Source organism: Azospirillum rugosum (assembly GCF_017876155.1).
GTDB classification, from domain to species: Bacteria; Pseudomonadota; Alphaproteobacteria; order Azospirillales; family Azospirillaceae; genus Azospirillum; species Azospirillum rugosum.
Genome location: NZ_JAGINP010000015.1, coordinates 101,189 through 122,395, shown reverse-complemented (window position 1 = coordinate 122,395; position 21,207 = coordinate 101,189). Strand labels below are relative to the sequence as shown.

14 protein-coding genes and 1 tRNA gene are annotated in these 21,207 nt (G+C 69.8%); 7 read left to right on the top strand and 8 right to left on the bottom strand.

Translation table 11 applies throughout. The features are described 5' to 3' along the window. The first annotated feature begins 264 nt into the window (after positions 1-264). From J2851_RS20415 to J2851_RS20405, 3 genes are all read left to right on the top strand, one after another. The gene (locus J2851_RS20415) at positions 265-2,589 is read left to right on the top strand and encodes a DUF4347 domain-containing protein (protein ID WP_246500802.1); all 2,325 of its coding nucleotides are present in this window, start codon (positions 265-267) and stop codon (positions 2,587-2,589) included. A gap of 232 nt (positions 2,590-2,821) precedes the next feature. Further along, on the top strand, positions 2,822-3,814 hold the full coding sequence (locus J2851_RS20410) for an AAA family ATPase (protein ID WP_209768495.1): 993 nt from the start codon (positions 2,822-2,824) through the stop codon (positions 3,812-3,814). Then, the gene (locus tag J2851_RS20405; protein WP_209768494.1) at positions 3,804-4,682 is read left to right on the top strand and encodes a ParB/RepB/Spo0J family partition protein; all 879 of its coding nucleotides are present in this window, start codon (positions 3,804-3,806) and stop codon (positions 4,680-4,682) included. Before J2851_RS20410 ends, J2851_RS20405 begins: the two co-directional genes overlap by 11 nt. 146 nt (positions 4,683-4,828) lie before the next feature. Here the strand turns inward: J2851_RS20405 and pgmG are convergent, their stop codons facing one another. From pgmG to J2851_RS20370, 7 genes are all read right to left on the bottom strand, one after another. Next, positions 4,829-6,232 carry a phosphoglucomutase/phosphomannomutase PgmG gene (gene pgmG / locus J2851_RS20400; protein ID WP_209768493.1) on the bottom strand — a complete coding sequence of 468 codons (1,404 nt, stop codon included), beginning with the start codon at positions 6,230-6,232 and terminating at the stop codon, positions 4,829-4,831. 105 nt (positions 6,233-6,337) lie between these two features. Beyond that, the gene (galU, locus tag J2851_RS20395; protein ID WP_209768492.1) at positions 6,338-7,207 is read right to left on the bottom strand and encodes a UTP--glucose-1-phosphate uridylyltransferase GalU; all 870 of its coding nucleotides are present in this window, start codon (positions 7,205-7,207) and stop codon (positions 6,338-6,340) included. A 101-nt stretch (positions 7,208-7,308) separates the two neighbouring features. Beyond that, complete coding sequence (locus J2851_RS20390; protein ID WP_209768491.1) at positions 7,309-7,605, bottom strand: hypothetical protein; 297 nt, start codon at positions 7,603-7,605, stop codon at positions 7,309-7,311. A gap of 119 nt (positions 7,606-7,724) precedes the next feature. Then, entirely contained in the window at positions 7,725-8,945 is a 1,221-nt protein-coding gene (gene pseC / locus J2851_RS20385; RefSeq protein WP_209768490.1) for a UDP-4-amino-4,6-dideoxy-N-acetyl-beta-L-altrosamine transaminase, read from the bottom strand. 10 nt (positions 8,946-8,955) lie between these two features. Further along, entirely contained in the window at positions 8,956-10,005 is a 1,050-nt protein-coding gene (gene pseB / locus J2851_RS20380) for a UDP-N-acetylglucosamine 4,6-dehydratase (inverting) (protein WP_209768583.1), read from the bottom strand. 100 nt (positions 10,006-10,105) lie between these two features. Next, positions 10,106-11,236, bottom strand: a complete 1,131-nt coding sequence (locus J2851_RS20375) for an NAD(P)/FAD-dependent oxidoreductase (RefSeq protein WP_209768488.1) — start codon at positions 11,234-11,236, stop codon at positions 10,106-10,108. Positions 11,237-11,364: 128 nt separating this feature from the next. Further along, positions 11,365-11,439, bottom strand: a tRNA-Gly gene (locus tag J2851_RS20370). Positions 11,440-12,516: 1,077 nt separating this feature from the next. Between J2851_RS20370 and J2851_RS20365 the strand changes: the two genes are divergently transcribed. The 3 genes from J2851_RS20365 (at position 12,517) to J2851_RS20355 (ending at position 15,092) form a co-directional block, all read left to right on the top strand. Next, the gene (locus J2851_RS20365) at positions 12,517-13,209 is read left to right on the top strand and encodes a TVP38/TMEM64 family protein (RefSeq protein WP_209768486.1); all 693 of its coding nucleotides are present in this window, start codon (positions 12,517-12,519) and stop codon (positions 13,207-13,209) included. A gap of 26 nt (positions 13,210-13,235) precedes the next feature. Beyond that, positions 13,236-14,471, top strand: coding sequence for a glycosyltransferase family 4 protein (locus tag J2851_RS20360; RefSeq protein ID WP_209768485.1), 1,236 nt, complete (start codon positions 13,236-13,238; stop codon positions 14,469-14,471). Between the two features lie 264 nt (positions 14,472-14,735). Beyond that, complete coding sequence (locus J2851_RS20355) at positions 14,736-15,092, top strand: hypothetical protein (protein WP_209768484.1); 357 nt, start codon at positions 14,736-14,738, stop codon at positions 15,090-15,092. 96 nt (positions 15,093-15,188) lie between these two features. On the opposite strand, the gene J2851_RS36360 is transcribed toward J2851_RS20355, so the two are convergent. Further along, positions 15,189-18,506 (bottom strand): carbohydrate-binding domain-containing protein, encoded by a 3,318-nt coding sequence (locus tag J2851_RS36360; protein ID WP_281416062.1) that lies wholly within the window; start codon positions 18,504-18,506, stop codon positions 15,189-15,191. Positions 18,507-18,797: 291 nt separating this feature from the next. Here J2851_RS36360 and J2851_RS20345 point away from each other — a divergent pair, with 291 nt between their 5' ends. Then, positions 18,798-21,200 carry a glycosyltransferase family 4 protein gene (locus tag J2851_RS20345; RefSeq protein ID WP_209768483.1) on the top strand — a complete coding sequence of 801 codons (2,403 nt, stop codon included), beginning with the start codon at positions 18,798-18,800 and terminating at the stop codon, positions 21,198-21,200. The last annotated feature ends 7 nt before the right edge of the window (positions 21,201-21,207 follow it).

Here is a 21,207-nt window from a genome sequence, read left to right as displayed (position 1 = left end):
AAGACAAAAGTATAAGCCTGAAGAAATCACCTTTTATAAGCTCTCTTTACCTGATGCGAAAGTCATCTGCCGCATGCCGGGTTATTTCTTCTTAGGCAATTGCGGGCGAGTGCCTAGAAATATCATGTAACGGGGGTCGCAGGCTTCCTCATGGCCGCGAACGATGCGACCGGGTGCCGCCAACGACCGCAAGACATCTCGATCACTTGCACATCTCAGATGCAAAACGACCCAAGGCATAAAACAACCCAAGGAGTGTTTCCCTTGACCGAAGTCATCATCGCGGATGCCGGGCTTGAGGATCTCGACCAACTGCTCGGCCACGGGCGTCCGGAGCTTCGTACCCTGCTGGTCTCCGCCACCGAGGACGCCCACGCCGTCCTGGCCGCGGTGCTGGCCGACCGGCCGACGGCCGTGCATCTGGTGGCCCATGGCGAACCCGGACGGATCCGGTTGGGCGCCACGCCGCTGGACGCCGGTTCGCTCCTCGACCGGTCCTGGCCGGACGCGCAGGGCACCGAGATCCACATCCACGCCTGCCGCGTCGCCGACGGCGAGACCGGCCGGGCGTTCCTGAACCGCCTCGCGGCGGCCACCGGCGCCACCGTCGCCGCCTCGTCGCGGCCGGTCGGTCCTGCCGAGCAGGGCGGTTCCTGGCAGCTCGACGTGCGGACGGCGCCGGTCCTGGCGGCCTCCCCCTTCGTCGGGGCGGAGACCTGGGCGCACGTCCTGGCGGTCGTGCCGGGCACGCCCGGCAATGACACCCTGACCAGCGCGGCCGACGCGGACTCGCTGGTCGGCGGGGCCGGCAACGACACGCTGATCGGCGGCGGTGGCAACGACACGCTGAACGGCGGCCTCGGCGCCGACCAGATGGACGGCGGCGACGACTTCGACTCCGTCACCTACGAGGACGCCACGACCGCGATCCGGCTCGACCTGCTGAACCCGGCCACCAGCACCGGCGAGGCGGCCGGCGACACCTTCACCAACGTCGAGCATTGGATCGGCGGCGCCTTCAACGACACGATGGTCGCCGGCAACGACGCCGTCTGGTTCTGGGGCCACGGCGGCGACGACCTGGAATACGGCGGGACCGGCAACGATACGCTGGAGAGCGGTGACGGCAACGACACCATTTACGGCGGGGCCGGCAACGACCACGTCTTCGGCCGTGCGGACCTGGACACGCTGTTCGGCGATGCCGGCGACGACCTGATGGCCGGTGGCGGCGGCGCGGACTCCATGGAGGGCGGTGCCGGCAACGACACGCTGATCGGCGACTGGGACGCCGACACGATGATCGGCGGCGACGGCGACGACACCTTCTATTCCGGTGAGCACACCGACCGCGCGTCCGGCACCGCCTACGACGAGGCCGACAGCATCTCCGGCGGGGCCGGCAACGACACCTACATCATCGCCGGCCAGAGCGACGCGGGCACCGTCACCTTCGACGGCGGGACGGGCACCGACACGCTGCGCATCAGCTCGGTCACCGTCACGGATCCGGAATCGGTAATCTACGACACGAACAACCCGCAGCCCAAGCTCAACACCGTCGCCACGCCGGCGATCGACATCTCCGGCATGAGGCTGACCAGCGTCGAGCGGCTGGATCTGGTCGGCACGCCCTTCCACACCGTCACCATGACCGGGGCACAGGCGAACGGCTTCACCGAGGGTGTTTCCGGCGCCCGCGTCGGCGACGCCTTCAAGATCGTCGGCGCCACGATGAGCGGCACCGTCGGCTCCGGCAACGGGTCGACCCTGACCGCCGGGCAGGCCCAGGCGGAGACGGTGAACGGCGTCACCCTGCTGCACATCGGCACGGACGCGACGGCCGGCGGCGACGTCACGCTGCGCTTCGCCGGCAGCTTCACGGCGGGCCAGTTCCAGGTGAGCGGCGACACCGTCACGCTGGTGACCGCCCCGACCACCACGCCGCCGGACACCACGCCTCCGACCACGACTCCGCCGACGACCACGCCGCCGGACACCACTCCGCCCACCACCACGCCTCCCACCACCACCCCGCCGACCACCACCCCGTCCACCGACATGCAGCGCACGGTGGGCGGCGTCGCCGAGACGGTGAAGGCCAGTGCCTACAGCGGGCCGGTCTCGTCCCTGAAGTGGAGCTTCATGGGCGACGACCGCGGCGAGGCCCTGAGCGGGTCGGCCGACAACGACTTCATCAACATGCTCGGCGGCGACGACGCGGCCAACGGCCAGTCGGGCGACGACGTGCTGGACGGCGGTGCGGGCTCCAACTTCCTGACCGGCGGTGCGGGCAGCGACACCTTCTTCGTCGATGCGCGCGGCGGGCTGACCACCTGGTCCACCGTCACCGACCTGGACAAGGGCGAATGGGCGACCCTGTGGGGCTACAACCCCGGCACGTCCAAGCTGACCTGGGAAGAGATGGGCGGCGCCGACGGCTACAAGGGCGCCACGGCCCACGTCGACATCGACGGCAACGGCAGCATCGACGCCAGCATGACCTTCACCGGCAAGAGCGTGGGCGCCATGACCTTCACCACCGGCAACTCGGACGGCAACAACTACATCGCCTTCATCAACCTCTGAGCCTCTGAACAGCCTCCATCAAGCCTGCCAAACCTCCGGTCCGGGGACGCCATGCCCCGGGCCGGAGGCCTTTTTGCAGGATGCCGGAGGCCTTTTTGCATCACCCCGCTGTTGATGATCGGTGTTGATGCACCATGCAGGACCGTCAACCTTGACCGAGTCGGGCGTCCATCGTATCGGTTGAACACGGCAAGCGCATTCGCTGTGGAGGTTGATCGTGCGTGGCGAAGACATGAGGCTCCTGCGTGAGGAGCGCAAACTCTCACAGCCGGATTTCGCGGCCTGGCTGAACGAGCGGCTGGAGCGGCGCTACGACCGGTCCAAGATTTCCCGTTGGGAAAGCAACAGCGAGAAGATCCCCGACGCGGTCGTGCGCTTCCTGCTGAAGGAGACGGCGGTCGTGGACGGCCGGCACGGCCCGGCGCTTGTCGTCTGCCTCGCCAACCAGAAGGGCGGCGTGGGCAAGACCACCTGCACGGTCAACACCGCCAGCATCCTGGCCCGCGAAGGCTACCGCGTGCTGATCATCGACGCCGACCCGCAGGCGAACGCCACCGCCCATCTCGGCATCGACCTGATCGAGTATGAGGAGGGGCGCCGCAAGTCGCTCGCCCACGTGCTGCGCGAGGAGGTCGCCATCGAGGACATCACCGTCCCGGTCGGCGACATCGGCCTGGAGATCGCCCCGTCCAGCATCGAGCTGGCCTCCGTCGAGGTGGAGCTGACCGCCGACCCCAGCGGCCCGATGGCGCTGCGCGAGCGGTTGCAGGAGGCGCGGCAGGCCTACGACTTCATCTTCGTCGACTGCCCGCCGAACCTCGGCCAGTGCACCGCCAACGGGCTGGTGGCGTCGGACGTCATCGTCATCCCCTGCCAGACCGAATACCTGTCCTCCATCGGCGTGAACCACTTGCTGAAGACGATCAACAAGCTGAAGCGGCGCTGCCACCCCAGCCTCGCCGTGCTGGGCATCCTGCCGACCATGCACAACGCCCGCCTGAACCAGCACCAGGTGACGCTGGAGCAGCTGCATTCGGCGCTCGGCAGCACGCTGCGCATCTTCCCGCCGGTGCCGCGGGCGACGATCTACGGCGACGCGGCGCTTGCCGGCCGGGCAGCGCTGGAGGCGGTGCCGGACGCGCCGGGGGCGGCGTCCTACCGCGCGCTCGCCGACGCCATCGCCGCGGAACGCCGCAAGCGCGTGGAGGTGGCCCATGTCGCGTAAGCTCGGGACCGGGAACCTCGCCCGGCTGAACGCCATGAGCCGCGGCGCGCTCGCCGTCTTCGCGGAGCCGGAGCAGGGCGTGCGCATGGTCTATCCGGACGTGGACTGGATCGAGGCCAACCCCGACCAGCCGCGCCGCCGCTTCGACCCGGCGGAGCTGGAGGCGCTGACGGAGTCCATCCGCAAATACGGCCTGCAACAGCCGATCGGCGTGCGGGAGCTGGGGCCGAGCCGCTTCCAGCTGGTGTTCGGGGAGCGGCGCCTGCGCGCGGTCCGCGCGCTCGGCCAGCAGACGGTGCCCTGCATCCTGGTGCCCGACGGGGTGGACACGGCCGAGGTCGCCGTTGTCGAGAACGTGCTGCGCGCCGACCTGACGCCGTTTGAAGAGGCCGACGCCTTCGTGGCGCTGGTCGAGAAGCACAACTACTCCCACGCCGACCTCGCCCAGATCATGGGGCGCGACCGGGCGGAGATCACCAAGACGATCGCGCTGACCAAGGTCTCGGCCGCGGTGCGGGAGTGTTATGAGGGCACGCCCAAGAAGGTCGCGCGCTACAAGCTCTACCAGATCGCCGCCCTTGATGAGCCCGAGGAGCAGATGCGCCTGTGGGAGGCGCTGTCCTCCGACCGGCCCGCGGCCGGAGCCCCTGCCCCGGCGTCCGGTTCGGCCCGCGCCACGGCCCCGAGGGACGAGCCCGAGGCGGTGCTGAGCGCCTTCAGCCTGCGGGTGTCGCGCAACATCCTGCGCACGCGGGAGGCTCTGCACGCCTTCCAGGAAAAGCCCAAGCGCCTGGAGGATGTGGACCGCGAGGTGCTGCGCGACCTGCGCTCTGCCATCGACGCGATCCTCGACGAGGAGCCGGCCTGACGGTGGACGGTGGACGGTGGACGGTGAGAATTCTCACCGTTTGGATGGGCAGTGAGGAACGGTGAGAATTCTCACCAGCCCGAGGCCAACAAAAAGCCCTCTCCCACCGGCCGTGGGAGAGGGCTTTTTCGTTTGTGCTGCCGGTATCAGTGCACGCTGCCACCGTCCTCGAAGGAGGGGGCGGGCAGGCCGGACTTTTCCAACTGCTCGACGACCATGGCCTTCAGCCGCTCCAGCCCCTCGGGCGTGCCGGACTCCGCGCGGGCGACCAGCACGTCCTGGGTGTTGGAGGCGCGCAACAGCCACCAGCCGTCCGGCGTGTTCACGCGCACGCCGTCGATGGCGTTGACGGTGGCGCCCGCGGCGCTCAGGCGCTCCTTCACCTCCTGCACGACCTGGAACTTGCGCTCCTCGCTCACCTGGAAGCGGGTTTCCGGCGTGTTGACCACCGGCGGCAGGCGGTCGCGCAGGCTCGCCAGCGTCACGCCCAGCTTGCTGACCAGCCCGATCAGGCGCACCGCGCAGTACAGCGCGTCGTCGAAGCCGTACCACTTGTCGGCAAAGAAGATGTGCCCGGACATCTCGCCGGCGAGCGGGGAGCCCACCTCGGCCATCTTGGCTTTCAGCAGCGAGTGGCCGGTCTTCCACATCAGCGGCTTGCCGCCCTGCCGCGCGATCTCGTCGAACAGCGTCTGGCTGGCCTTCACGTCGGCGATGATGGTGGCGCCGGGGTGGCTCTTCAGCACGTCGCCGGCGTAGATCGCCACCAGCTGGTCGCCCCACACCACGCGGCCCTGGTGGTCGATTGCGCCGATGCGGTCGCCGTCGCCGTCGAAGCCGATGCCGATGTCGCAGCCGTGCTCCGCCACCGCCTTCTTCAGGTCCACCAGATTCCGCTCGACCGTCGGGTCGGGATGGTGGTTGGGGAAGGTGCCGTCGATCTCGTCGAACAGGCGGATGTGCGTGCCCGGCAGTTTCGCGGTCAGGCGGCGCAGGATCTCGCCCGTAGCGCCGTTGCCGGCGTCCCAGGCGACCTTCAGGTCGCGCACCCCGTCATAGTCCTTCAGCAGGCGCTCCACATAGGCGTCCTGAACGTCGATCCGCTCGGACGAGCCCGGACCCGACGCGTAGTCGGCCTTGGCCGCGATGGTGCCGAGGTCGAGGATCTGCTGGCCGTAGACCGGGCCCTTGCCCAGCATCATCTTGATGCCGTTGTATTCCGGCGGGTTGTGCGAGCCGGTGATCATGACGCCGGCCGCCGCCTCGCGGTCGCGGGTGGCGAAGTACAGCATCGGCGTGGGCCCCAGCCCGATGCGCAGGACATGCAGCCCGCAGGCGACCAGCCCGTCGACCAGGGCCGCCTCCAGATCCGGCGAGGACAGGCGGCCGTCATAGCCCACGCACACGGTCTTCCCGCCGCCTCGGGCGACCATGGTGCCGAAGGCACGGCCGACGGCGCGGGCATCGGCGGGGGTGAGCGTCTCGCCGACGATGCCGCGGATGTCATATTCCCGCAGGACGGTCGGGTGGAAGATGTGCGCATCGCTCATGGATGTCTTGTCCTTTGGTTTGGAACGCCCCTGAAACTTCAACGCCCGCCGCCCCGGGGTCAACGGGAACGGCGGGCGTGCGGGTCGTACCCCGGTCGAGGTGCGTCAGGAATACTTCCGAAGCATCTCGCGGACCTTGTCGGCCATGTCCGGCCGCTTCAGCGCGTGGGCCAGCGTGGCCTCGATGAAGCCGACCTTGTCGCCGCAGTCGAAGCGGGTGCCCTCGAAGCGCAGACCGTGGAAGGGCTGGTTGCCGATCAGCTTGGCCATCGCGTCGGTCAGCTGGATCTCGTTGCCGGCGCCGCGCTGCTGCTTTTCCAGGTGGTCGAACACCTCCGGCTGCAGGATGTAGCGGCCGATGATCGACAGCGTCGAGGGCGCCTCCTCCGGCTTGGGCTTCTCCACCAGCCCACGCACCGTCGCCAGGCGGCCGTCGTCCTTCTCCACGTCCAGGATGCCGTAGCTGCTGGTCCGCTCGCGCGGCACGTCGACGACGGCGACGACGTTGCCGCCGACCTCGTCGTAGGCCTCGACCATCTGCTTCAGGCAGGGCGTGTCGGCCTGCACGAAGTCGTCGGGCAGCACGATGGCGAAGGGGTCGTTGCCGATCACCGCGCGCGCGCACCACACCGCGTGGCCGAGGCCGAGCGGCACCTGCTGGCGGGTGTAGAAGCAGCGCCCGGGGGCGATCTCGCTGTCGCGCACCACCTCCAGGGCGTCGGCCTTGCCGCGCTCCTCCAGCGTGCGGTTCAGTTCGGCGTCGGCGTCGAAGTGATCCTCGATGGCGCGCTTGCTGCGGCCGGTGACGAAGACGAAGTCCTCGATGCCGGCGGCCCGCGCCTCTTCCACGGCGTGCTGCAGGAGCGGACGGTCGACCAGCGGCAGCATCTCCTTCGGGATCGCCTTGGTCGCCGGCAGGAAGCGCGTGCCGAGACCGGCAACGGGAAACACCACCTTGCGCACGGGCTTCTTCATCGGAAGGCTTTCTTATGAACCGGTTTCTTGGTTGAAAGGGCGCCCCGGCCTGCTCCGGGGCGCCATCACGCCGGCCCCATCCCGCCGGCTGGCCGCGTGCGTCAGATCGCCTGGAGGTAGGCCGGATCCAGGGCGCCGTGGCGGAAGGGGATCCAGTCCTTGTGGTCGGCGCGGTACTGCAGGCCGTAGGGATTCTTGAAGAAGATCTTCTGGAGCGGCTGCCCGCCTTCGGCGCGGGTGCGCTCCAGGTCGATCAGCGGGGACGAGGCGAACAGCTTGTCCCAAAGCTCGGCGTTGTCCACGTCGCGGCCGGCGTTCTTGACGTAGTCGCGGGCCGCGTCGCTCAGCTGCCAGGCCTCTTCGACCATTGCGTAATAGTCCACAGTACCCTCGGCCATGACTCTGCTCCGAAGCGTTCCAGATGCCGCTGGAATAGCGCATTTTCGCCAGGGAGGAAACCTATCCCGTAACGCGCGCGCGTCATCCGCGCCTACAGCGGGCGGGGCAGGCCCAGCGCCTAACCCAGCGCCTCGGCCAGGGCGGCCACCACGCGCTCCACGTCGGCGTCGGCCATCGCCGGGAACAGCGGCAGCGACAGGGTCTGCGCGTAATGCTCCTCGGCGCCGGGCAGGGGCAGCGCGCCGTAGCGCCGCCGCCAGTAGGGCTGGCGGTGCACCGGGATGTAATGGACCTGCGTGCCGATGCCGCGCGCCCTGAGATCCGCCATGACCCGCGCCCGCGGGCGGCCGGCGGCGGCGAAGTCGATGCGGACCGCGCACAGGTGCCAGGCCGGCCGGCACCAGGGCACGCGGGCGGCGGGCCGGACCAGGGGCGAGAGCGGGGCCAGCCGCGCCGCGTACAGGTCCATCAGGTGCCGGCGGCGCGCCACGAAGGCGTCCAGCCGCGCCAGTTGGCTGAGCGCCAGGGCCGAGTGGATGTCGGTCAGCCGGTAATTGAAGCCCGGCTCGGCCATCTCGTAGTACCAGGGGTTGGCGGTCCCGGTCTCGTCGAAGGCGGCCTCCTGGTCTTCGAATTGGGCCGGGTCGCGCTCCATCCCGTGGTTGCGGAAGCGGCGCAGGCGGGCGGCCAGATCCGGGTCGTCGGTGGTCACCGCCCCGCCCTCGCCGGCCGCGATGGTCTTCACAGGGTGGAAGGAGAAGGCGGTCATCGCGCCGAAGGCGCCGGATCCGGATCCGACCGGCACAATTCGGCCATCCGTCACAACGTCCTCGCTGCCGATGGCGTGGCAGGCGTCCTCGATGACGGCGAGGCCGCGGGCCGCGGCGAGCGCGCCCAGCGCCGCCCGGTCGGCGGTCTGCCCGGCGAAATGCACCGGCGCCAGGGCGCGCACCCGCCAGCCGGCGGCCTCGGCGCGCGCGATCGCAGCTTCCGCCTGCTCCGGCCCCATCAGGCCGGTGGCGGGGTCGACGTCGGCGAAGGCGACCTCCGCCCCGACGTAGCGCGCGGCGTTGGCGGTGGCCAGGAAGGTGACGCTCGGCACCACCACCGCGTCGCCCGGACCGAGGCCGAGCGCCAGGCAGGCCAGGTGCAGGGCGGCGGTGCCGTTGGCGCAGGCGACGGCGTGGACCGCCTGAGTGCGTTCGGCCAGGGCCTGCTCGAAGGCCTCGACCGTCGGGCCCTGGGTCAGCCAGTCGCCGCGCAGCACCGCGGTCACCGCGTCGATGTCGGCTTGGTCGACGTCCTGCCGGCCGTAAGGTAGGAAGGGAAGCGCGCTCATCGGTGCGCCTTCACGGGGCCTCGGCGATCAGGCGGACCAGCCCCTCGCTGTCCAGCCAGTCGTCGTTGATGTCGCTGGCGTAGCGGAACCCGTCGGCCACCGGCCGGGCGCCCAGGCGCTGGTAGGGCTCATGCGTCCAGAAGGCGAAGGTCGGCTCGATCACGTAGCGGTCGGGCAGCTCGAAGGTCTGGCGGGAGTCGTCCTCGGTGATCATCACCTCGTGCAGCTTCTCCCCCGGCCGGATGCCGATCAGCTTGTGCGGCAGGCCGGGCGCCAGGGCGCGCGCCACGTCGACGACGCGCATGCTGGGGATCTTGGGCACGAAGATCTCGCCGCCCTGCATCATCGCCACGCAGGACGCGACGAAGTCCACGCCGTGCTGCAGCGTGATCCAGAAGCGGGTCATCCGCTCGTCGGTGACCGGCAGGAAGGCCGCCCCTTCCGCGACCATCTTGCGGTACAGCGGGATCACCGACCCGCGCGAGCCCACCACGTTGCCGTAGCGCACCACCGAGAAGCGCGTGCCGAGCGAGCCCGACAGGTTGTTGGCGGCGATGAAGATCTTGTCCGACGCCAGCTTGCTGGCGCCGTACAGGTTGACCGGGTTGGCCGCCTTGTCGGTGGACAGCGCGACGACGCGCTGCACGCCCGTGTTCAGCGCGGCGCGCACCACGTTCTCCGCCCCATAGACGTTGGTGTGGATGCATTCCATGGGGTTGTATTCGGCGGCCGGCACATGCTTCAGGGCGGCGGCGTGGACGCACACGTCCACCTCGCGCATGGCCAGCTCCAGCCGTTCGCGGTCGCGCACGTCGCCGATGAAGAAGCGCAGCGTCGAGGCCCAATCGGGGCCGAGCTGCTGCTGCATCTCGTACTGCTTGAACTCGTCGCGGGAGAAGACGATGACCCGGCGCGGCTTGGCGCGGCGCAGCACCGTCTCCACGAAGCGGCGCCCGAAGGAGCCGGTGCCGCCGGTGACCAGGATGGAACGGCCGTCCAGCAGGTCGAAGCCGGCTTGCGGGACCCCGGTCGGCGTTTCACTCATACGGTCGCGCGGCATGGTCACGGCGGTCGCACCTGTCGTTTTTCAAGGCCAATCCGATGGACCTTAGCCCGATACCCCTATCAGTCGGTTAAGATTTTGGAAACGGTATGCGGGGTCAGGACAGATGCGCTGCCACCGCGTCGGCGATGGCGAGGCAGGAGGTCAGGCCCGGCGATTCCATCCCGAACAGGTTGACAAGGCCGGGCAGGCCGTGCGCCTCCGGCCCCTGGATCAGGAAGTCGGCCTGCGGCTGGCCCGGCCCGCTCAGCTTGGGCCGGACGCCGGCGTAGGCGGGGACCAGCGCGCCGTCGGGCAGGGCCGGCCAATAGCGCCGCACCTCGCCGTAGAAGGCGTCGGCCCGCCGGGGATCGACCGCGTAGTCAATTCGGTCGTAGGATTCCGGCGCCAGCCATTCGACGTCCGGCCCGAAGCGGGCCTGCCCGGCGAGGTCGAGCGTCAGGTGGACGCCCAGGCCCCCCTCCACCGGGACCGGGTAGACCAGCCGGGAGAAGGGCGAGCGGCCCTGGCCCAGCGCGTAGTAGTTGCCCTTGGCCAGCACCCGCGGCGGGATCAGGTCGGCTGGGAAGCCCTCCAGCCCGCGCGCCACGGCCCAGGCACCCAAGCCGGCGGCGTTGACCAGGGTGGCGCAGGCGATCCGCATCGGCTCCGCCCCGCCGACCTCCAGCTCGAAGCCGCCCATGGAGCTGTTGCTGGTCCGGCGGGTGCGCTCCAGCGGGCTCAGCAGGGCCAGCATGGCGCCGGCCTCCTCCGCGTCGCCCTGCAGGGCCAGCATCAGCCCGTGGCTGTCGATGATTCCGGTCGACGGCGACAGCAGCGCGCCGACGCAGCGCAGCGCGGGCTCCATCGCCATGGCCTCGGCGGCGGGGATGGCGCGCAGGTCGTCGACCCCGTTGGCGGCCGCCTGGGCCCGGATGGCGTCCAGCCGGGGCAGCTGCGCCTCCTCCGTGGCGACGATCAGCTTGCCGATGCGGCTGTGCGCGACCCCATGCTCCCGGCAATAGGCGTACAGCGCGTCCCGCCCGGCGACGCACAGCCGCGCGCGCAGGCTGCCCGTGGGGTAGTAGATGCCGGCGTGGATGACTTCGGAATTGCGCGAACTGGTGCCGGTGCCGATGGCGTCCGCCGCTTCCAGGATCACCACCTCGCGGCCGGCGCGGGCCAGCCGCCGGGCGATCGCCAGCCCGACCACCCCGGCCCCGACCACCACGCAGTCCACCCGCTCCATGCTGTCCCCTCCCAACGTCGCTTGTCTTCGGCCTTGGCGCAGAGCCAATAAAAGCCGCAAGGACGCCCACCGCACAAGGGAATGGGCTGACGACCGAATGTGATGGGGGAGTTTGCGCTTCGTGAGACTGGAGCGGGCGAAGGGATTCGAACCCTCGACCCCAACCTTGGCAAGGTTGTGCTCTACCCCTGAGCTACGCCCGCGCCGCTCCAACGAAGGAGGCAGGGAGATACCCCAGGCGGGCGGTGCAATGCAAGCCCCTGTTTGCCCCCACGCTCAAGTTTTTTGCGTTCGGCCGGAACGGTGTGCCCGAAGAGCGGGAATGCGCCAACCTTGGCGCATCGGAAGAGGTCGATAGGCTTAAAGTTATAACCCGCTCAATACAATTGACTTCGGTTGGCCGTCTGTGGAACTTTCCTCTCACAAAACAAAGGCCTTGAGGTCTGGGGAGGAAACCAACAACATCATAATGCTCCAAGAGCATTAGGCTGCCGCGTCGACCTCGGGTCTGGACGCGGCATTTTTTTGCCCGTGATTGGTAATACCAGTCACGGGCATTTCGATTCATGGGCGCCGCCGTCTTCAGGACGCGGAGGGCGTGGTCGTCGGGCGGTCAGGTCGGGGCGGGCGGCACGGCGGTGAAAGAGGGTGGGGCGCGCCTCCCTCCTGGGTGCGCTGCACCTCCAGACTTCGTTTGCCGCCGTTTCCCGAACCCAACCTTGAGCTTGAGTATTCCAGGCCTCTTGTCCCGTCGAAGCACTTCAAAAATTGGGTATGTCTTTTGGGCGTTGGGCTTGTTTACATGATGTTAAGCAAATGAGCCCATAACGGACCTCACCAAGTTTTCTTGGTTTCCTCCCTCCCAAAACTAGGCTGCGCCGTCCTGGCTGCAGCCTTTTCTTTTTTCCGGCCACCGCGCGCTTGCCACCGCGCTTGCCGTCGGGGGCTGCGGTTAGGGCCGTCCCGCTGGACCCAACCAAAATGGCGCGGAGGGGGGCTTGACCTTTGCTGCAACGCAGCATAAATTGTCCTTCGGATGCCCTTTGGGCGTTTCCTCCCTAGACTTGAAGGCCGCGCCGCACTGGCTGCGGCCTTTTTCTTTGCCCGGATTCTCTTTGCCCGGATTCCGCGGGCCAGGTTCTGTGGGCCAGCTCGGATCGGCGGCCGAAGACCTGCCTTGCTCCAGGGGCCTGGAGCCCTCGCGACATCGTCACTCGCGGCGCGAAGGCTCCCATGTTATGGAGATTTGATTCCATATGATGCCATCCGGGACCGAACCCATGGGCGAGCGCCGCCTGCCTTCCCTGTCCTCCCTCCGCACCCTGGGGCGCATTCTGCTCGTGGTGCTGCTGCTCGGCGGCGGGGCCGCCTGGTGGACGTGGCACGGCACCTTCGGGATCGAGGCGCTGCAGGACATGCTCCGCCACCATCCCGCCGCGCCCGTCCTGTTCCTGCTGGTCCACATCCTGGCCAGCCTGCTGTTCTTCCCGCGCTCCGTCATGGCCATGGTGGCCGGGCTCGTGTTCGGGACTTGGTGGGGCGGCGTCCTGGCCGCGGCCGGCAGCGTGATCGGCGCCTCGACCGGCTTCCTGATCGCCCGCTACATCAGCGACGGCTTCGTTCCCGCCGACATGATGGCGCGCTGGGGCGACACCCTGCGGCGGATCGAGCAGGGCGGGTGGAAGGCGGTCGCCACGCTGCGGCTGATCCCGGTGCTGCCGCACTCGGGGGTCAACTACGCGCTCGGCCTGACGCGCGTCCGGCTCGGCGCCTACGCCTTCGGCTCGCTGGTGGGCCAGCTGCCGATGACCATCGCCTTCGTCCAGTTCGGCGCCGCCGGCGACCACGCGATCGCCGGCAAGCCCGACTGGATCGTGCCGACCGTGGTCGGCGCCACCTTGCTGGTGCTGGCGACCGCCCTGCCGAAGGTCGGGCCGAAGCTGTGGGGCAAATGCGGCCTCGGGCGTTCCTGAGGCCGGCACATCCACCCGGAACACGCATGAACATCGTCTTCATCCACCAGAACATGCCCGGCCAGTACAAGCATCTGGCCGCACGGCTCGCCGCGGACCCGGCGAACCGGGTCGTCTTCATCACCAAGCGGACGGACCGGGAGATCACGAACGTCCGCCGCCTGACCTACCAGCCCAGCCGGGCGGTGCGGAAGGACGCCCACCCCTACCTGGTCTCGACCGAGAGCGCCGTCCTGCACGGGCAGGGCGTGGCCCGTCTGCTGATGGGGCTGCGCGGGGAGGGCTTCGTGCCGGACATCATCGTCGGGCATCCGGGCTGGGGCGAGACGCTGTTCGTCAAGGACGCCTTCCCCGCCGTTCCCTACCTGAACTACTGCGAGTTCTTCTACCGCGCGCAGGGGCTGGACGTGGGCTTCGACCCGGCCGCCCCGGTCAACATCGACACGGTGCTGCGGCTGCGCATGCGCAGCACGCCGCTGCTGCTGGCGCTGGAGGCCTGCGACCGCGGCATCTCGCCGACCGTCTGGCAGCGCGACAGCCATCCGGAGGCGTTCCGGTCCAAGATCGCCGTCATCCACGACGGCATCGACACCGGGGCCCTGCGGGCCGACCCCGCCGCCCGGTTCGAGCTGCCGGACGGCACGGTCCTGACGCGCGACGACGAGGTGCTGACCTACGCCGTGCGCAACCTGGAGCCCTACCGCGGCTTCCCCAGCTTCATGCGGGCGCTGCCCGCGATCCTGGAGGCCCGGCCCAGGTGCCATGTGCTGATCGTCGGCGGCGACGAGGTCAGCTACGGCGCGCCGCCGCCCCCAGGGGAAACCCAGGGCAAGACCTGGCGCGAGGCCATGCTGGCCGAGGTGCCGGTCGACCCGGCGCGCGTCCATTTCCTGGGGCATCTGCCCTACGACCGCTATCTGGCCGCGCTGAAGGTGTCGCGGGCGCACGTCTACCTCACCTATCCCTTCGTCCTGTCCTGGTCGATGACGGAGGCGATGGCGCTCGGCTGCGTGATGATCGGATCCGACACCCCGCCGGTCCGCGAGGTCCTGCAGCACGGGGAGAACGGGCTGCTGGTCGACTTCTTCTCGCCCCGGGCCATCGCCGACCAGGCGATCGCCGTGCTGGCCGATCCCGGCGCCTTCGCTCCTCTCGGCCGCGCGGCGCGCGAGACGGCGGTGGAGCGCTTCGACCTCGCCCGCTGCCTGGACCGGCAGATTGCGCTGATCCACGAGATGGCTGGGGAGATGGCCGGGCGCTGACGCGGCGCCCGCCGGGAAAGCCCACACTCCGTACGGCAGAATTTCCCCGGCAAGGCGGCAGAAACCGCCGGGCACCGGGACGAATTTGCCCAGTTCAAGCTTGGATTGAAACCCGGAGCGGGAATTTCGGGGAGCGGCGAATCGTTAAAGGTGTATTGATTTTGAGCCGATTTTTGAACGAATGGACCGCTTCCGGCCTTCTGGCATAGGCCTTGCCTGATGGGTTCCGCCACTCCGGCGCCCCTTCACACGCGAGCGACCGCCATGTCCCTGACCGAAGCCCCGTCCCTGGCTGGCCCGTCTCTGTCTGGCCCAACCCTGGCCGCCCCGGCGGAGCCCGCCCGCGCCCGCTCCGGCGGCCCGGTCTTCGTGTGGGAGGCGGCGAAGACGCTCGTCGCCGTGCTCACCTTCACCGCCATGTTCCTGCCGCTCGCCTTCCCGTCCAAGGCCGGCACGCAGGCGCGGCTCGCCCAAACCCCCGCGATCCAGCCGCCCGCGGTGGAAACCCAGCCCCTCGCCGTCGCCGCGAAGCCCCCCACGCAGCCCGCCAAGGCCGCCGCCCCGGTCCGGAACAGCGTCGTCCCCCAGCCGGCCAAGAAGCCGACTCCCAAAAACACCTGAAGCGGATTTCCATCCGCTTCAGATTCAAATGGCCTCACTTGCCGGCCGGGCTTCGGACGCATGGGCGTCCGGGACCGCGGTCGCGGTCCTAAGGCCTTACAGCGAGATGAAGGCGAGGTAGCTGTCGGCGCCGCTGGTGCCGGCGGTGACGGTCATGGCGCCCACGGCCTTGCCGGTGAAGGTCATGCTGGCGTCGACGCTGCCGTTGCCGTCGATGTCCACATGCACCGTGGCCCCCTTGAAGCCGGCGGTTCCCCCCATCTCCTCCCAGGTCAGCCGGGACGTGCCCGGCCGGTAGCCCCACAGCGTCGCCCATTCCCCCGTCTCCAGGTCGGTGACGGTGGACCAAGTCGTCTGCCCGCCGCGCGCGTCGACGAAGAAGGTGTCCTTGCCTGCCCCGCCGGTCAGGAAGTTCGATCCCGCGCCGCCGTCCAGCACGTCGTCGCCCGCCGCACCGTCCGCTGCGTCGTCGCCGCCGAGCAGGTTCAGGAAGTCGCTGTCCCCCGACCCCCGGACGACCTCGTTGCGGTCGTTGCCCAGGAAGCTCCACGTCAGCGACGCGATCGGCCCGTCGTAGGCGTAGGCCGTCGCCTCCCCCGCGACGCCGTTCTCGATCCGGCTGAGCTGGACGGACGGGCGCGCCGGCGCCGTGAGCGGCGGGGCGGACACCGGCGCCGGATCCGGGACGGGCGCCGATGGAGTAGGGGGGGACTCCGGCACAGGGATCGGCGCCGGAGGCACGGTGGCCTCGGGAACCGCGGGCGGCAACGCGCTCCCGCCGCCGGACGGGTCGGGCACCGGCGTGCTGCCCGGGGGCATCCCCATCAGCATCCAGGCCAGGTCGTGGATGCCGGCGGTGAGCGCCGGCGACGGGGCGAGCAGGCTGTAGTCGTTGTCGTAGGGATCGGCGAACAGCGGGTCGCCGGTCAGGTCGTGGGCGCCGTAGGCCGTGACGCGGTGCACGAAATTGTAGTCGATGGCGTTGGCGCCGGCGGACAGCAGCGTGACGTAGCTGCCCAGCGGGACGACGCCTTCGATGATGTTGCGGGTGATGGTGTTGTTGGCGGGAATGACCGGGCTGCTGCCCGAGGTCACCCACTCGATGCGCAGGAAGCTCTCGCTGTTCGATCCCAGCACGCCGATGTTGTTGGTCACCGTGTTGTCGTGGCCGCCGTGGATCATCACGCTGGCCCAGGACGTGTCCTTCAGGAAGTTGTCCTGCACGGTCACGCCGCTGGTCATGTCGTCCAGATAGACGCCGAAGCCCTTGTAGTCGCGCAGCCAAGCGCCGGTGCTGGTGGTGGCGATGCCGCCGGCGTGCTCGATCCGGTTGCCCTTGATCAGCGTGTTGGTGATCAGGCCCGACCGGCCGAGCAGCTCGATGGCGCCGGAATCGGCCGTCTTCTCGCCGGTGTTGCGGACGCGGTTGTAGAGGATGGAATTGTTCAGGCTGACGGTGGCGGCGTTCCAGTTCTTGATGGAAATGCCGTAGCGGGAGCTGTGGTCGATGTCGTTGTAGGAAATGACCGTGTCGTTGATGCCGGCACCCATGATGCCGCCGGCGTAGGAGCGGACCTCGCCGATGTGCTGGATGCGGTTGCCGGTCACCGTGTTGCCGTCGGACTGGCCGTCCAGCAGGACGCCGCTGATGCCCAGATGGTCCAGGTAGTTGCCGCTGATCAGGTTGCGGTCGGAGGCTTGCGTGACGTGGATGCCGGTGCCGACGTTCACGAAGCTGTTGCCGACGATCCGGTTCACGCCGCCGCCGACCACGTCGAGCGCGTAGCCGTCGGTCGTCGTGTCGGTAAAGGTCAGCCCCTGGACGGTGACGCCGGCCGCCCCGTTCAGGCGCAGCAGCGTCCCGAGCCGCGCCACCGAGACGCCCGTCCCATCGAAGTTGGCCCCGGCCCCCACATCGATGACCAGCCGCCCGTCCGCGGCCCGGTAGGCGAACTCGCCGGCTTGGTCCACATGGGCGGCGTTGCCGAGCAGCCGGAAGGTGGAGCCGTCGCGCAAGCTGAAGGGCGCGTCCGACGTGAAGGTGATCGTCCGCGTCGTGGTGTCGATGCCCGCCACCGTCAGGATGGCGTCCTGCAGCCGCTCCGTGTCGAAGACCTGGATGCGCAGGCCGGGGACGAGGTCGGCGGCCGTGACGTCGCCGGCGTGGTAGCGCAGCGACCGGCCGCTGGCCCCGGCTGTCGCCGCATCGGCGACGTACCAGCCGGTCGTCGGGTCGCCGGGGTCGTAGGCCGCCTTGGAGGCCAGCGTGTAGCGCACCCCGTCGACCGTGACGTCGAAGCCGGGTGCGGCGGCCAGGGCGGCGGACCAGACGCCGTTGCCCTCGCTGATGAAGCCGCCGACCGTCCGGCCGCCGCTGATCACCACCTGCTCCCCGGGATAGCCCAGGATGCGCACGCCGCTGTCCGCGCTGGTCAGCTCCAGCGTCTGCGACAGCTGGTAGGTGCCTTCGCGGACATAGGTGGTCTTGACGGTGCTGCCGCGCATGGCCGCCTGCGCCCGCTCCAGGCTGGCGAAGGGCCCGTCGGTGCCGTCGGCGTTCGGCTCGGCCAGCCGGCCCGACCAGCTGTCCTTGCCGTTCTTCGCGACATAGTAGGCGTTCCCTGAGGGCGCCTCCGGAGGTGCCTCCGCTTGGGAGGCCGTGCCCTGGAAGACCGGGGCCGCCACCGTCCGGGTGATGGAGCCGTCCGCGGCGGGTGTGGCGGCGAGGCTGCGGCCGTTCACCGACAGGCCAGTGACGGCGAGCGCGTTCGCCGCCGTGCCGTCGGCCGGCAGCACCTGCACCGTGTGGGCGACGGACGGGTCCAGGGTCGCCGCAAAGGTGAAGGGCTTGGGGGTGGTCCCCGTGGCCTCGCCCTCGCCGACCAGGACGCCGTCCACCAGAACCTTGAAGCGCGCCGCCGTGCCGGCGGTGGAGGGGGAGAGGGCGGCCCGGACGGTGATCGGCACCGTCCGGGTGATGACCGGTTCCGGGGCGGGGGGCGGCTTGACCATCGGCCCGCCGAAGACCTCCTCGCCGAGCCCGAAGGACAGGGCGCCGCCCCAGTACAGCCCCTCCTGCCCCCGGACCACGTCCTTGCCGTCGTAGGCGCCCTTGTCGTAGGTGACGCGCGGGTCGGTGGCCTTGATCTCCTGCCCGCCGACCAGGATGGAGCCGACGAACAGATCGCGGTTCGCGTTGTCGTTGTCGTACCAGACCGTGATGCGGTGCCCCTCGTCGGGGTTGACCGCGACCTGGAAGCTGTAGGCGGCGCTGGTGGTGGCGGCCACCCAGGCCTCGCCCACCACCATGTCGTCGACCAGCAGCTTGAAATGCGGCGCCTGGCCGGCGGACACGCCCCAGGCGTTCACGACGATGGGAAGAGTGAGGATCTTGTCGGTGGAGGCGGCCATCATCAACCCGGGGCGTGGGAGCGTCGAAGCGCTCGATCCGAAAGGTTGCGGGCCAACCTCTCGTGCCCCAAAATTGGCATACCACTATCGATTGGATGTGTGACAAGGGTCCCAAAATGGCCACAGGGGGCCATTGGTCACGGCGGGCGGTCACGGCGGGCGGTCACGGCGGGCGGCAAGGGCGGCCCTGTGCGCCGGTTGCGGGAAGGCTTGTCGGGTTCTGCAAACCGGCGGTAAATGGCACCGCCTCTCCGGCACCCCGCCTTCCTGCCTTCCCTGAGCCGAGCCCGATCCATGACCCAGCCGTTGCCCTTCGATGAGGATGCCCTTGCCCGTTTCGAGGCGGCCGACGTCATCTTCCTGGCGCAGGACGGGTTCCGGCAGCCGTCGGCGCGGGTGCGCTGCTACAACTTCGCCAAGGCGCTGCGCCAGCAGGGGCTGCGCGCCGAGGTGCTGTCCTTCTTCGACCATCTGGGCGCCCCCGACCAGGGCGGCGCGCTGTCCACGATTCCCGAGGAAGAGAAGATCCGCCTGAACCTGGAGGCCCACCGCATCCTGGCCCGCAACCCGCGGGCGGTGCTCTATGTGCAGAAGGTCGGCTACCACACGCTGGCGGCGGCATTGGCGGCGGAGCGCGGCGGCAACCGCATCGTGCTGGACTACGACGACTACGAGCTTGACATGCAGCCCTACCGCCGGCTGGAGCCCTGGTTCCCCAGCCTGCGGCCCGACCAGCTCTTCCCCACGGTCGCCAACCGGGCGGGCGCCTGCATCGCCGCCAGCCACCGGCTGCAGGACCTGCTGGCGCCGCTGAACCCGAACACGCATCTGGTCCACACCGTCGCCGACCAGGACCTGTTCACGGCCGACGGGCGCGAGGCGCCGCGCCGCCGCTTCGGCGGCCAAGTGAACGGTCGGGTGAACATCCTCTATTCCGGCGACTTCTGGGGCGACATCCCCATGAAGGACGTGCTGTTCGCGGTGGACGCCTTCGCGCTGGTGCCGCGCGCCGTCCGCGACCGGGCCTGCTTCCACATCATCGGCTTCGGCCGCGCCTGGGGGGAGCTGAAGCTCCGCGTGCGGGAACGCTATCCGGACCTGCCGAACATCGAACTGCACGAGTTCATTCCGCCGGCCGAGATCCCGGCCGTGCTGCGCGAGATGGACATCGGCGTGCTGCCCTACTCGCAGAACGAATTCAACGTGGCCAAGAGCCCGACCAAGATGTTCGAGTTCCTGCTGGCCAAGGTGGCGGTCTGCGCCACGCCGGTCGGCGAGGTGACGCACTGCCTGGAGGACGGCGTCTCCGGCCTGCTGGCCGAGGGGATGGAGGGCTACTCCGCCGCACTCGCGCGCCTGATCGGCGACGACGCCTTCCGGCGCGGCGTCGCCGAGGAGGCTCACCGGGTGGCGCTGGAGCGCTTCTCGCTGCAAGGGGTCGCCCCGCGCCTGGCGGCGGTGATCCGCGCCCTCCTGCGGCCGGAGGAGAAGGCCGCCCCGGCGGAGACGACGCTGGAGGATTTCCTGACCGCGCGCCTCGGCCGCCCGCTTCCCATCGCCCCGCGGGAAGCCCATTTGCTGCGCCGCGACTTGGCCGCCCTGCTGGCCGCGGAGGATCCGGCGGCGGGCGACCCACGCCGCTGGACGGAGCCGCTGGTGGCGGCACTCGACTGGCCGGGCCTGACCGGCGTGGACGGCGTGCCGGCGGAGCGCGTCGCCGCGCTGAAGGGTGTGGCGGCGCGCCATCGCAACGCCGCCCGGCTGCGCCCGGAGATCGCGCTGCCCGCCCGGCCGCGCCCCGCCGGCCCGCCGGCGCTCAGCAAGCTCGCCGCCGCGGAGGACTGGGACGATCCCTCATGGCGCCCCTGGGTGGTGCGGGTGCGGACCAACGTCGCGACCTTCCAGGTGCCCTACATCGACGATGCCGACGCCGAACGCCGCCGCGACGAGGACGCCCGCAACAGCATCGACAATTTCTTCAAGCGCAGCCGCGGCGCCTGGGAGCGCGCGCAGTATCTCTACGGGCTCGACCGGCTGGGCCTGCTGGAGCGGGAGCCGCGCGCCCTCGTGGTCAGCGCGGAGATCGACGGCTTCTACCTGTTGCTGACCGAACTGGCCCGCGCGGTCGGGGTGTTGGACGTCGGGGCCGATGCTCCCCGCCACGCCGAGCGGGTGGCGCGCGGCGACCTCGACCCCTGGCTCGCCAAGCCGCGCCGCTTCCGCCGCGACCGGATTGCCATCCACCACGGCGACCCCGGACCGGACCTGTTCGCCGGCACGCCCTGGGACGTCGCCATCCTGCCGCAGAACACGCTGCCGCGCCTGGCGGCGGAGGGAAAGGCCGCGGAGGCGCTTGCCTGGATCGACCGGCGGCTGGCGCCGGGCGGCGTGCTGGCCTTCTCGGCGGAGGTGCTTTTGAACGACCGCACGGGTGTGCCGGGCCTGTCCGCCGCCCAAGCCGACGCGCTGGGCGAGGCCTTCGCCGCGACGGGGCTGGACCTGTCGGGACCGCCCGACCTGTCGCTCAGCGACGCAACGCTCGACCGCTTCGTGACGACCGGCGCCGCCGGCGCGGAGAACCCGAACTTCGTCACCCGCACCGGCGAGACCCTGCATGCCCCCGCCGTCTGGTTCGGACGCAAGCGCGCCGACACGCCGGAAAGCGGGTGGGGAAGGCTGGCGGGGTTCCTGGCATAATCCCAAG